At 29.4% G+C, this 14178-nt stretch carries 11 protein-coding genes; 3 read left to right on the plus strand and 8 right to left on the minus strand.

What is annotated here, in order from left to right:
* Nucleotides 1–150 precede the first annotated feature (150 nt).
* From CLOPA_RS20145 to CLOPA_RS20155, 3 genes are read right to left on the minus strand one after another with little or no spacing between them, the layout of a single operon-like run.
* Nucleotides 151–870, minus strand: coding sequence for an amino acid ABC transporter ATP-binding protein (locus CLOPA_RS20145; RefSeq protein WP_015617271.1), 720 nt, complete (start codon nucleotides 868–870; stop codon nucleotides 151–153).
* On the minus strand, nucleotides 864–1511 hold the full coding sequence (locus CLOPA_RS20150; protein ID WP_015617272.1) for an amino acid ABC transporter permease: 648 nt from the start codon (nucleotides 1509–1511) through the stop codon (nucleotides 864–866). Before CLOPA_RS20150 ends, CLOPA_RS20145 begins: the two co-directional genes overlap by 7 nt.
* Before the next feature lie 16 nt (nucleotides 1512–1527).
* Entirely contained in the window at nucleotides 1528–2301 is a 774-nt protein-coding gene (locus CLOPA_RS20155; protein ID WP_015617273.1) for a transporter substrate-binding domain-containing protein, read from the minus strand.
* Nucleotides 2302–2540: 239 nt separating this feature from the next.
* Between CLOPA_RS20155 and CLOPA_RS25695 the strand changes: the two genes are divergently transcribed.
* On the plus strand, nucleotides 2541–2864 hold the full coding sequence (locus CLOPA_RS25695) for a TetR-like C-terminal domain-containing protein (RefSeq protein ID WP_015617274.1): 324 nt from the start codon (nucleotides 2541–2543) through the stop codon (nucleotides 2862–2864).
* A 245-nt stretch (nucleotides 2865–3109) separates the two neighbouring features.
* On the opposite strand, the gene CLOPA_RS20165 is transcribed toward CLOPA_RS25695, so the two are convergent.
* Nucleotides 3110–4396, minus strand: coding sequence for a cation:dicarboxylate symporter family transporter (locus CLOPA_RS20165; RefSeq protein WP_015617275.1), 1287 nt, complete (start codon nucleotides 4394–4396; stop codon nucleotides 3110–3112).
* A gap of 724 nt (nucleotides 4397–5120) precedes the next feature.
* Between CLOPA_RS20165 and CLOPA_RS20170 the strand changes: the two genes are divergently transcribed.
* On the plus strand, nucleotides 5121–6092 hold the full coding sequence (locus CLOPA_RS20170) for an ATP-binding protein (RefSeq protein WP_242834238.1): 972 nt from the start codon (nucleotides 5121–5123) through the stop codon (nucleotides 6090–6092).
* 79 nt (nucleotides 6093–6171) lie between these two features.
* Nucleotides 6172–7083 carry a response regulator gene (locus tag CLOPA_RS20175; protein WP_015617277.1) on the plus strand — a complete coding sequence of 304 codons (912 nt, stop codon included), beginning with the start codon at nucleotides 6172–6174 and terminating at the stop codon, nucleotides 7081–7083.
* 146 nt (nucleotides 7084–7229) lie between these two features.
* Here CLOPA_RS20175 and CLOPA_RS20180 read toward each other — a convergent pair whose 3' ends face one another.
* The 4 genes from CLOPA_RS20180 to CLOPA_RS20195 all read right to left on the minus strand — a co-directional run bounded on the left by CLOPA_RS20180 (nucleotide 7230) and on the right by CLOPA_RS20195 (nucleotide 13957).
* Nucleotides 7230–8372: a CheR family methyltransferase gene (locus CLOPA_RS20180; RefSeq protein ID WP_015617278.1), complete on the minus strand. Its 1143-nt coding sequence runs from the start codon at nucleotides 8370–8372 to the stop codon at nucleotides 7230–7232.
* A gap of 24 nt (nucleotides 8373–8396) precedes the next feature.
* The gene (locus tag CLOPA_RS20185) at nucleotides 8397–11600 is read right to left on the minus strand and encodes a response regulator (RefSeq protein ID WP_015617279.1); all 3204 of its coding nucleotides are present in this window, start codon (nucleotides 11598–11600) and stop codon (nucleotides 8397–8399) included.
* 33 nt (nucleotides 11601–11633) lie between these two features.
* On the minus strand, nucleotides 11634–12593 hold the full coding sequence (locus CLOPA_RS20190; RefSeq protein ID WP_015617280.1) for a sugar ABC transporter substrate-binding protein: 960 nt from the start codon (nucleotides 12591–12593) through the stop codon (nucleotides 11634–11636).
* Between the two features lie 101 nt (nucleotides 12594–12694).
* Complete coding sequence (locus CLOPA_RS20195) at nucleotides 12695–13957, minus strand: hybrid sensor histidine kinase/response regulator (protein WP_015617281.1); 1263 nt, start codon at nucleotides 13955–13957, stop codon at nucleotides 12695–12697.
* Nucleotides 13958–14178 lie beyond the last annotated feature (221 nt).

Genomic DNA, 14178 nt, shown 5'->3' on the forward strand with positions numbered 1-14178 from the left:
TTATATTTTTAATCTCTATTTAATGAGGTATATTTTAAAGAGTCCTATAATACATAATATATTAAAAAATTTATAAAATTCTCTACTCAAAATGATTATAAAGAAACAATAAGGGACATTATCCTTTTAGCTGTGCTGATTGTGAATTAATTATATTTTTCTCAAAAAATCTTGAGTTCTTTGGTTTTTAGGATCTGAAAATATATTTTCCGGTGTACCTTCCTCTACAATATTGCCATCTGCCATAAAAATAACTCTATCTGCTACTTCTCTAGCAAATCCCATCTCATGGGTAACCACTACCATAGTCATACCTTCTTTTGCAAGATCCTTCATAACTTTAAGAACCTCTCCAACCATTTCTGGGTCCAGTGCTGAAGTTGGTTCATCAAAAAGCATTATTTCCGGATCCATAGCCAGTGCTCTTGCAATAGCTACCCTTTGCTTTTGACCTCCGGAAAGCTTTTCCGGATATACGTTGGATTTTTCCTCTAATCCTACCTTTTGAAGTAAATTTAATGCTTTTTCTCTTGCTTCATTTTTGTCCATTTTTTTAAGTAAAACAGGAGCCAATGTTATATTTTCTAGTACACTTAAGTGAGGAAACAGGTTAAAAGACTGAAAGACCATTCCAATATTTTCTCTTAATTTATTTATATTAATTTTACTATCAATTAAGCTTTTTCCTTTTACCGATACATCTCCTCCATTTATTTCTTCCAAACCATTTAAACATCTGAGGAATGTGCTTTTACCTGAGCCTGAAGGTCCTATAAGACACAGTACTTCACTTTTATCTATTGATAGATTTACACCATCAAGTACAAGCAAATCTCCATATTGCTTTTTTAAATTTTTAACTTCTAGCATACTTTTAACCTCCTCTCAAGCTTTCTTGATAAATTAGAAATTATCGTAATTATGATAAAGTACATTAATCCCACCATAGTCCATATTGCAAAGGCCCTGTAAGTCGAGGCTATAATTATCTCCCCACTTTGCGTTAATTCCTGTAATCCAATTACAGATAAAATGGATGTATCCTTCAGTGAAATTATAAACTGATTTATAAGAGCAGGAATCATTCTTCTTATTGCCTGAGGCAAGATGACTTTTCTCATAGTCTGAGCATAGGATAATCCAAGACTTCTAGCTGCTTCTGTCTGCCCTTTATCTATAGACATAATACCTCCTCTGAATATTTCAGCTATATAGGCACCTGCATTAAGACTTATGGCTACTATACCTGCAGTCAATGGATCAATTTTAAAATTAAGAGCCCCTGGTAATGCAAAATATATGAAAAACGCCTGTACTATAAGTGGAGTTCCTCTTATGATGTCTATATATATTGCAGCTATTATTTTCAAAATTTTATTATGACTTATATTCATAAGACCAATAAATAATCCTATTACAGTAGCAATAATCAAAGCTACCACTGCAATTTCCAGTGTAACTTTCAGTCCAGATAGAAGTGTTGGCAAGCTTTGTTTTATAAGTATTTCCATGTTCAAGAGTTTCCACCTACTTTTTAATATATTTAGCTATGATTTCATCATATTGTCCATTTGCTTTTAATTTTTTAAAACCTTCATTAAATTTATATAAAAGTTCTTTGTTTTTTCCCTTATTAACAGCAAAACCATAAGGTTCTGAAGTTAATTTTTCTCCAACAACTTTTAAACCTTGATTTGGATTTACACTAATGCTGTAAGCTATTACAGGATAGTCTTCAAAATCAGCTACTGCATTGTCATTTTTTATTTCTTGAAATACAGAAGGAGTATCATCAAAATACTTTATATTTAACTTATATTTATCCTTATTCTTCTCTGCGAACTCAGCTCCAGAAGTTCCCTTCTTTACGGCAATAGTTTTTCCATTTAAATCATTCATAGATTTTATATCTGCATTATCTTGTTTAACAACTAAGCCTAATCCTGAATCATAATACTTATCGCTGAAATCAAGAACCTTTTTTCTTTCATCAGTTATAGTCATACCTGAAATTGCACCATCTACCTGATTTGAAGTTAGAGCTGGTATTATACCTTTAAAATTCATAGGTTTTAGTTCAAGCTCAAAATTTTCTTCCTTTGCAATGGCATTTAATAAATCAATATCTATACCTAAATATTTACCATCCTTTTGAAATTCAAAAGGTGCAAAAGTAACATCTGTTGCTATAATATATTTTTTCTTTCCACCTGCTTGTGATGTTGAATTGCCACATCCGGCTAATAATACTGTTGTTAAGATTGTGAAAGCAGTTATTGCTGCTATTAGTTTTTTCTTCATAAAATATTCCTCCAATTTTTTATTAAAGCATAAGTAAGCTTGTCTAATGTTTGTATATTTAAATTATAATTTCGAACTATAAAATCCAACAAAAACCTACAAATTATTTTATTAATTTCATAAAAATATTTTAAAAAATTACAAAATAAATAATATAATTAGATGTTTATTGTAAAACACGAATAAAAATAAAACTCGAGCAGCCAGCCCGAGTTCTTCTTATATTTTTTAGAGATCATTTGAATCAAATATTAAGCAACAAGGAACTCCATAATTATGAGAACCTATGCTTATATTTTGCCTACTTCAGAGAACATAAGAAATTAATTAATAATTTGATTAATTCCAATTTGACTAATTTGCTTCTGGAAAGATGTAGTGAATTTTTTCACTCATTATTTTCAGGCATGGTTTGTAATAAGTCATACCCGCGAGAAATAGAAAAATATGTGATTGAATATATAGCAGGAGGATATTATAAAGTATTAATAGAGTGGGCTAAGAATGGCATGAAAGAAAGTGATAACGAAATGGCAAAAATTATATATAGTCTGATAGTATAATAATATTTAAATAAAAAACCGTTGGGCAAAGGGGTAACTTGGTAACTATACTAACGATAGTTGGTACATCCCAAGCCCCCCACCCCTAAACACAGGATAGGTGGTGGGTGTATGCCAAAGATAAAGTATAAAGTAACACTTACAATAAAATCTCCAAGTCCCATAAGTATTCTATTTTCAGCTAATGGCTTTCCTAAATCATCAATCCATTGAAAGAAATATCTCTATAGTTCTAAACACCATTCCTAGGCTATTTCGCCTACAGAATTTACATTTTCAATATACTCTTGTCCTTTTACAGAATTATATTTACCTTCCCATTTTGATATGGCTACCGCTGCTAAAGAATTACCCACAACATTTACCACAGTTCTTGCCATGTCAAGAACACGATCTATTCCTGCAATAAAAGCTACTCCCTCCATTGGAATACCTACAGTTCCTAAAGTTGCAAGCAGAACTACAAAAGATGCTCCCGGTACCCCTGCCATGCCCTTTGAAGCTACAAGTAACACGATCACTAAATTAATTTGAGCTGGAAAGGACATATGAATTCCATATATCTGTGCAATAAATAATGCTGTTATGGATTGATACAATGTAGATCCATCAAGATTAAAAGAATATCCTGTTGGGATAACAAAAGATGTAATGGCCTTTGGACAACCGAATTTCTCCATCTTCTCCATAATCTTTGGTAAAACTGATTCAGAACTTGCAGTAGTATAAGCTAGGATAATTTCATCCTTTAATATTCTAATCATTTTAAAGATACTTGTACCAGCTAGCTTTGCTACAATTCCAAGTACCACCAGTATAAAGAAAATCATTGCACCATAAGTAGTAATAATTAATTTTATTAATGGAATCAAAGAGGCAATTCCAAATTTAGATATTGTAACTCCAATGAGTGCAAATACACCAATAGGTGCAGTTCTCATAACTTGATTTGTTACCCAAAACATTGCATCAGCAATACCTTGACAAAAATTAAGTACTGGCTTTCCCTTTTCTCCTATAGAAGCTACCCCTAAGCCAAACATAACAGAGAAAAATATAATTGGAAGTAAATTTCCTGTAGAAAGTGCTTCAAAGAAATTACTAGGAACAATATTTACAAAAGTATCTGCCAAACTATGATGAGATGAAGTGGCTGTATTCATATAGCTCTTAATACTTACTTTTGAAAGTTCATGGATATTTACACCACTTCCAGGATGGAATATATTAGCAGCCCCAAGACCCACAATAATAGCAATGGTAGTAATTAATTCAAAGTAAATAATAGTCTTACCACCTAGTCTGCCAAGCTTTTTAATATCACCTACACCTGCAACCCCAACTACCAGTGATGAAAAAACAATAGGTATAACTATCATCTTTATAAGGTTAAGAAAAATTTGTCCTATTGGTTCAAGATAGGTCTCCACAGCTGGATTTCCGTAAAAAATAGCTCCTACTGTAATACCAAGTACCAGACCAATAACAATCTGCAGAGCTAATCCACATCTAAATTTTTTCAATTTCTTCATTTAATTTCACCTTTCTTAATTTAATATGCTACTCTATTTTGCACCATACTGCCTCTGCAGAATCTTTTTGATGATCCCACTATCATCAGAGCCCGCGTCCTTATCAATACAAAATATACAACATCTTTGATTTGTTATTTCTTTTAATATGCTTACTAAATTATTTCCTTTTGACTTCTATCATCTCTTTGTCGTAAGATTATATTTATATATTATAATTGCATCTATAAAATCCAACAGAAACCTACAAAATATTTTGATAAATCAATAAAATAATTTATATTATTTGTTAATTTACTAGAAATAAGCTATATTATTTATAAATCTAAGTATAAATATAGTTACAATTATCTGTAAACTTTTTTGATAAAGAGCGTTACACAAAAAAATACCTAAACAAACAAGGAGTGAATTACTGTTGAAAAAGAACTTTTACATACTTGTCCTGCTTGTAATATTGATACCCCTAGCAGGCGAATTTAAATTTTTTCCCTTTCATGATAGCTTTCGTGTAAGTCTAGGTACACCTATTTTTTTCTTCTTCTTGCTATGGGCACGTAAAGTACCCTTAATCTTGTCAGCCTTAGTAGTGGGCATAGCTGTAGTGGCTTTTCGTATTTTTTTAGACTTCAGTACGGTAAAAAATTTTCAGCTATTACCTTCACTTATTATAAATTTTCCTGCATTTTTCTATTATTTTACTTACTCTCTCTTATTTTATTTGATGAAAGTGAAAAATTTTGAGAATCGTTTCCCTATAATAATATACTTAGCTACTTTTATAGACATATGTTCAAACATTGTAGAACTTGCCTTTAGATATTTTATTTTAAGGGATACTATTAACGGATTAATAATAGGTGAAGTAATGATTATATCCCTTATCCGAAGTATTTTTGTACTTGGAATTTTTAGTATGCTTAAGCTTCATGAAGCTGAACTTGAAGTAATTCAACAGCAAAAGCAAAATAGCCACATGATATTTTTAATATCTGGTTTGTATGAAGAAGCTGTGGAACTAAAAAAATCCTTACAAGATGCAGAAAACATTACGAAGAACTGTTATAATTTGTATAGACATGTACAAAATAAAGATTTAAATACGAGCACAGAAGAATTATCTAAAAAAATATTGAGTATTGCAGGAGAAGTACATGATATAAAAAAAGACAACCAAAGAATATATGCAGGTATTTCTAAAATGATCTCTAAGGAAAGCAGCATAGATTATATGGATATAAGCGAAATAGGCAATATTATTATAAATAGCAATAAAAAATATGCAGCTTTTCTGGGGAAAAAGATAAAATTTATTTTTAAAGCTAATTTTTCTATTCCTCTGCTTCACATTTATACTACTCTCTCTCTCATTAATAATTTGGTATCCAACTCCATTGAGTCAATTAAAGAAACTGGATTAATAAAAATTATAGTTTACAAGGATACTGAATATATTAACTTTGAAGTTCATGATGATGGTTCTGGTATTCCTGAGAAAAAAAGAGATTTAATCTTTAAACCAGGCTATACTACAAAATATGATGATTCTGGTGTATCTTCTACAGGTATGGGACTTCCCTATGTAAAAAGTGTAATAGAAAATTTTAATGGTACTATAAAAATAGAGAGTATTCCAGTTATAAGTGGCACCATTTTTACTATAAAACTGCCAATTAAAAGCTTAGCTAAGATATAATAATCACTAACTACAAATACTTAACAGATTAGCATACTCTGAAAATATTTTTGAAGATGTCTAATGGAAGGATGATATAATGAATTTTTTTATTGTGGATGATGATATAGCAATTCGCTCTATGCTATCAGAAATTATTGAAGATTATGATCTTGGTACAGTTGTTGGTGAAGCAGAAAATGGTTCATTTGTAAATATAGATCTACTAACTTTTAAAAAAGTAGACATTCTCATTATCGATTTACTTATGCCTGTTAAAGATGGCATTGAAGCAATTAAAGATCTTGGTAGTTCCTTAAATTTCAAAATTATAATGCTTTCACAAATAGAAGATAAAAAAATAATTGGAGAAGCATATTCCCTGGCAGTAGAATATTACATAACAAAACCGATTAATAGATTAGAAGTTATAAAAATAATAGAAAAAGTAACCTCAAATGTAAAACTACAAAAATCCATAAATGATATTCAACAAACTATAAACATGCTTGGTTATCAGCAATTAAAAGTACCTATTGAAAAACCTTTAAAAAAGACAATCTTAGAAGCTGCTCAATTTATATTAACAGATCTTGGCATGATAAGTGAAAATGGCAGCAAGGATATACTGGATATAATTCAACACCTTGCAAATGAGGATAAAGAATTATACGAATCTGAATTTCCTTCATTAAAGGCTTTATTTACCAGCATTTCTGTAGAAAAATTGGGAAACTCTTGTACAGAATCGGATATAAAAAAAGAAATAAAAGCTTCTGAACAGAGAATTAGAAGAGCTATATTTCAAAGCATAAATTATATAGCTTCCTTAGGACTTACAGATTACGGTAATCCTAAATTTGAAGAATATGCATCAAAGTTTTTTGATTTTGCTGAAGTACGAAAAAAAATGTTACAAATAGAAAATAAAACAAATAATCCATTTTACCATATTCGGATAAATATAAAAAAATTTATAAAGGTACTTTATATTGAAGCTAAAAAAATATAGAGACTATCTAAATAAAAATGAAATAGGCTATCCCAAATACATTTTTAGGATAGTCCATTTTAAAATTATACAACCTTATATTTAAATTGACCCTCTTCCTTTATTTATGCTAAAGAAGTCAGCGTAATCTATTTTGAATCATTTGCTTACTTATTTATTTTCCTATATATTTTATTTTGCTCATTATACTTATAAAAATAATTGTGTCCATTATTTTTTTGAATTCCTTCACTTTTACCAAGCACTAAAAATCCATTATTATCTAAGGAATTATAAAAGTTTTTTAAGACCTTCTCCTGTAAAGCATCATTAAAATAAATAAAAACATTTCTGCAAAGTATTAGATTAAACTCATTTAATGTTCCATTACTTAGTAAACTATGCTGAAAAAATAATATATTTTTTTTCAATTCTTCCTTAACTTTAATATAGTTTTTATTAATATCAAAATATTGAATAAAACTCTTTTCTCCTTGGGCATTTCTGTAATTATCTATATCCTTGTCCAAAGTAGTAATTGAATACAGTCCATTTTTTGCTTCTTCAATAACATAGGGATTGATATCGGTGGCATAAATTTGAGTTTTGCTAAGCATATCTGCTTCCTTTAGTATTATAGCTAATGAATATACTTCTTTACCTATTGAACAACCTGCACACCAAATTTTAATGTGATTATAGGAATTTAAATATGGCAGTATTTTATTTTTAATCATATTAAATACTTCATGATCCCGAAAAAACTCCGTGGTATTTATGGAAAGATCTAAAAACAAGTCATGAAAAATTTTTTGATTGTGTAATACTTGTTCTCTAAATATATTAAAATCATAGATTCTCTCTCTGATCATGGCTATATTTATTCTTCGCATAATACTATCCATTTGATACTCTGTGTAATCATAGCCATAAATATTGTTTATATCTTTTAAGAAAATGTAGATTTCTTCCTGACTTAATTTTTCTTTTTCATAAGATATATTATCTTTAGGCTTTTTAAAAGTTAATTTTTTAGTTATATAGTTACATTTTATGCCTAAATATTGTAAATATGAAAACAAATATCTTTTTAAAACAAAAATATTACATTTTTTATCCTCTTGCAAAATAAAAAGTTTTTCTATAATACTTTTGGGAATTATATTGGCACCTAAAAAAGTCACATTAAAATTTTTAGTTTCTGATATACTTAAAGATTCCACTAATTCACCTATTTGTTTAGAGTCTTCTAATTCCCCAATTATTGTTAGATATATTTTATCCTGCTTGCAAATAGTTCTAATAGTCAAATTAAAATTAACCCTCCAAATTCATTAAGCTTTATTAATCCAAGCTCTTATTAATGTTATTAGTACATCATAATCAATTGGCTTGGAGATATAATCATTGGCACCAGCTGCCATACACTTTTCTCTATCACCTTTTAATGACTTTGCTGTTGTAGCTATAATTGGTATATTTTTAATTTTATCTGAATTTCGTATTTTTTTAATTGCTTCATATCCATTCATAACAGGCATCATTATATCCATTAAAATTAAATCTACAGCCTGAGTTTCAAGTTTTCTTAATGCTACTTCTCCATTTTCAGCTTCAATGATTTCTGCACCGTAATCTTCTAAGGCAGCGGCAAGTACAAATATGTTTCGTGGATCATCATCTACAATGAGTATTTTTTTATTGGCTAGATTTAGTGCTGTATCTTTATTTATTTTAGAAGTCATAATACTTCTGTACTCTTCTTCATCATTAACTTTATGAAGTATTAAAGTCAGCTCATCTAGCAATCTTTCATCTGAGTTTGAAGTTTTAATAATTATTCTGTCTGCATATAATTTTATCTCTTTTTCTTGTTCAGAAGATATATCCATGCCTGTATAAATGATAACAGGAACATATATGTTTTTTAGTTTTAATACTTCATTAATTTCTTTTAACAAAGCAATTCCATTTATGTCTGGCAGCCCTAGATCCAATAAAATACCATTAATTTCATGTTCTTTTATAAGTTTTAGTGCTTCTGCTCCGCTACTAGATATTAATGTAGTGAAGCCTATGCCTTCAGAGACAGCTTTTATTGACTGTATTAAATTTTTATCATCTTCAACTATTAGTAAATTTTTTTGTCTTATATTTTTTATTTCTTCTATGTATACTTCTTTTTCATTCTTAGGCTCTAGACTCATAGCAGCAGCTGCCTCTTGCTTTGTAGACTCCCCTTCTGAAAGTGCTAAAGGCAAATACAAATAAAAGGTGCTCCCCACTCCAGGTTCACTACTTACTTCTATTCTACCATTCATAAGTTCACAAAGTTTGCTGCTAATAGATAATCCAAGTCCTGTACCCCCATACTTTCTTGAAATGGACCCATCTCCTTGATGAAATTCTTGAAAAATTATATCTAATTTTTCCTTAGCTATACCTATTCCTGTATCGGATACAGAAAATACCAGATTATTTTCATACTGATGATCTTCTGCTATCTTTAGTTTTACAGTTCCCTTATCCGTAAATTTAAACGCATTAGATAAAAAATTTCTAATTATTTGTGAAATTCTATCTCTATCACCATAGAAATTATTTTCAAATTGATCTTCCAATATGAACTGAATATCTTTTTCCTTTGCTGTTTCATCAAAAATATCCCTAAGTTCTTTTATAAGATCACTTGTATTAAAATAATTATAATTAAGATCTATTTTTCCAGCCTCAATTTTTGATAAATCTAAAATATTATTTATCAAACGAAGTAGATGCTGTCCTGAGTTATATATAACTTTAAATTTTTCTCTTGTACCATTTTCAAACTTATCTTTTCCATTTCTAATCAAGAGATTAGATAATAATATAATTGAATTAAGTGGCGTTCTAAGTTCATGAGAAATATTTGCTAAAAATTGAGATTTATATTTATTTGCAGCTTCTAAGTCTTTTGAACGTACCAAAATTTCTTCTTTAGATTTTTCTAACTCCTCATTTTTAATGCTAAGAAGTCTTGACTGCTCTTCTATTTGCACTTGATGCTCTTCAAGCTGAGAGTTAGTTTGCTGTAGTTCTTCACTTTGCTGCTGAAGTATTTGCTGTTGCTCTTCAAGTTGAGAATTAGTTTGTTGGAGTTCCTCAGCTTGAACTTGAAGCTGTCTTTGTTGTTCTTCTAATTCTTCATTTGCATTTTTAAGTTCACTTGATATTTCGTGAGCTTCTTTAGTTGCCTCTTCACTTTTAAGTAATAGTTCTTTAATCCTTTCATTTTGAATTACAGAGTAAAGATTTATGGCAATTGCATTGCATACTTCTTCTATAAATTTCTTTTTTAAGTCATCAAAATACTCAAAAGAAGACAATTCAATAACTCCATAGAGTTCATTCTCATAAATTAATGGAAAGGCATAGACATTAAGTGGCGGACCAAACACGGTTGAAGTGCAAATTGCAGCTTCTGACTCCTTCACTTTTTTGAGATGTATTGGATTTCTCTCTAAAGCTACTTGTCCAACTATTCCTTCACCCATGTCATATGTATTTGATAATCTCTCTCTTTCTGTAAAAGCAAAAGAGGAATTCAAAATAAGTTTATTCTCTGAATTTTTATATATGTAAAAAGTTGCATTTCCAGCATCTAAAGTTTTTGCCAAAAAATTAATAGTCTTTTGTGTTAATTCCTTTACAGAAACGCTGCCAGTCATTTCGTCGTTTAGTGAATTTCGAGCATTGTTTATCCAAAAATCGATTTTTAATTTATTTATCAATATATTATAGTTTTTACCCATTTCTGAAATTTCATCTTTTTGGTTTATTTCATATTCTTCAAAATTACCTGTATTTGAAATTTTAATCATATGATCTCTTAATCTGTTAATAGGAGCTAAAATACTTGTTGTTATTAACATAAATAATACTAAAAGTATACTTGTTAAAATTGCTAAAGTTAAAAATAAAGTTATTCTCACTGAAGATTGCAGCGCGTTTGATTGTTGAATTAAACTTGTTTGATTAGTTGAAGAATTTGAATATATATTATTAAGATCAAGTTCAAGCTCACTTACAAAATCTGAGCTTATACCCTTAGATATATTTATGGCATCATCTTTTTTACCTTCTTGCACATCTTGAATAATTTTATCCCGCTGTGGTTTCCACCATTTAGAAAGAATATTATTAGCGTCTTGCAAATTTCTTATAGTATCAGAATCAACAGAATTTCCTCCTATAGTATCTAAATTTTTTTGAAAATCACTTTCATATTTGTTAACCTGATCTATCCCTTGTTGAATTTCGTCACTACCTGATGATAAAATCACATCATTTATAGCACTGTTTATTTTAACCAAATCTACTTTTGCATTAACTGTAGCATCTGAAACCCTTGATGATTGATTATATAAGCTATTAGTTACTTTTGCCAGGTTATCAAGCTCAATTAAAGCAAAGATGCCAAATCCAATAAATGTCATAAGGCAAACAAAAAACAATGTTAGAAATCTCTGCTTTATACTAAAATTTTTAAAAATATTCATAAATTCCTCCTTAAAAGTATATGTAACAATTTTCTACTTATTTTTCCATTTAGCTATATATTGGTCTACATTTTCCGGAGTAACTAATTCATTTTGAATATTTATTGTTTTTTCTACATTTTCACCATTGGCTGCTTTAATTGCAGTGTCTATGCTACTCTTACTTAGTTTTGCTGCATCCTGAAATACTGTAACAGCCAATTTGCCACTCTTTAAATACTGAAGAGAATCTGGAGTAGCATCTATACCACCTACAGTTATCTTTCCAAGTTTTCCTGCTGCTTCTATAGCTTTTAATGCTCCTATTGCCATTTCATCATTGTTGCTGGCTACAGCATCAATCTCTTTTCCAGATTTAAGCCAAGTTTCCATTAGAGCCATACCCCTGGCTCTATCCCACTCAGCTGGTTGCTCCGCAACAATTTTCATATCAGAATATTTTGCTATTACTTCATGATAAGTTTCAGTTCTCACTCTCTGTGCTCTATCATCCATTGGCCCCATTATAATTGCAACATTACCCTTGTAATTCATTTTCTTTGCAAGGTATTCCATTTCCAATGTGGCAGCTTGTTTTGAGTCGGGAGCTATATAACATGCTGAATCACTTTGATTTTCAAAGGGATTCATAAGACTGATAATTGGAATATTAGCTGCTTTAGCTTTATCAGTTATTTCCTTTGATGAATCTATATAAACTGGAGTAACAATTATTGCATCTACTCTCTGGGATATGAAATCTTCAACCTGCGACAACTGTGTATTAGAATTTTGTTTTGCATCAGCAAATACTACTTCAACATCCTTTAAAGATTTGGAGTAATTCTTCATTTCATCAAGCAAATAAGACCCGTATTTGTCATTACCATTAGCGATACAAACACCAATCTTAATCTTGTTGATATCTTTTGCTGTATCATTTCCTGTCTTTACACATCCAATAAATAAACATATTGTCATAACAGTAAGCATCATTAACAAAAATTTTTTCATTAGTTTTATCTCCCTTATATAGTTTTGTCTCAATAATAACAGCCCCTATGTATTTACCTTTCCTTGTATCTTATCACTAATTGATAAAAAATCCTTCTAAATTAGAAATATATATCAGAAAACTCTATATCAATTTTTTTAATTACAGTGCTGCTGTTATTCGTACAACAGCCTTGTGCATCGTTTTCTCCACATCCTTCTCTAATAGGAATTTCAACAATAAATTCGCTTCCTTTTTGATACTCGCTCTTAAGTTGTATATTTCCGCCGTGCATTTCAACTAAAGATTTTACAAGATTAAGACCTATGCCGCTGCCTTCACAACTTCTTGTAAGAAGGTTGTCTACTTGTTTGAACCTTTGAAAAATCATCTCCTGCTTATCTTTAGGAATTCCTACACCAGAATCCTTTACACTAATTTGAATAAATTTATCTAAAACTTTTACATTAACAAATATATTTCCATCCTTAGGGGTAAATTTTATTGCATTTGATAAAAGATTCAGCACAATTCTCTCAATTGCATCTAAATCACAACAAAAATTTAATTCTTCAACATTAGTATCAAATGTTACTTCTATGTTTTTTGAGGCTGCAAATTCTACAACAGAGAGTGTAACTGATTCCACCACTTCAATAATATTACATGTTGTTAAATTAAGAGTAAAATTGCCTGAATCCATTTTTGTAATATCCAATAGATTATTAACTAGCTTTACAAGTCTATAACAATTTTGAATCTGAGTTTTTACATTTGACTTTATTTTCTCTTTATTTAAAACATTACCATTTCCCAGATAATGTTTTATCATTTGGGAGGATCCTAGGAGAATATTTAGAGGAGTTCTAAATTCATGAGATATGTTTGCAAAAAAGATATTTTTAGCTTCATTGGCTGCCTCGGCCATTTCTTTTGCTCTTTTTAATTCTTTTGTTTGTTCTTGTAATAGTATATTTGTTTTCCTTTCCTTTTCAATTAGCTTTAAATATACATTTATTCTATTTATAAGTAAAAAATCATCAATGGGCTTAGTTAAATAGTCCACAGCTCCTATTTCAAAGCCTCTCTTTTTGAAATCTTCGCCAATATAGGCTCCCGTTAAAAATACAATGGGAATATGCTCTGTTTTTTTTCTTCCCTTTATAATCTGTGCCAACTCAAAACCATCCATTTCTCTCTTCATCTGTACATCTAAAATGATTAAGTCTATAGGATTTTTTATAAGTTCTTGTAATGCTTTCTTGGGAGTATCTGCAATCAATACATTAGCATCAATATATTCTTTTATAAGAGTTTTTACAGTAAATAAATTATTTTCATCATCATCAACTACTAAAATTGTATACAAACTGCTCATATCCATTTTATTAACCTTCCCTATAAATGTCATTTAAAATTAATAATTTATCAATTATTTCCCATTTTTTACTTTACCCTTAAATTATAGCATGGAATTCTATTATTATACAATATATGATGTAAAAATAAGTAAATAAAAATTTTTCTCATTTATTTTAGCTTTTAAATATCTCTTTTTAACATATTTAAAATATAACTAACAATAGTACTATAAAATATTATGAT

It is taken from the genome of Clostridium pasteurianum BC1 (genome assembly GCF_000389635.1).
In the GTDB taxonomy this organism is placed as follows: Bacteria; Bacillota; Clostridia; order Clostridiales; family Clostridiaceae; genus Clostridium_I; species Clostridium_I pasteurianum_A.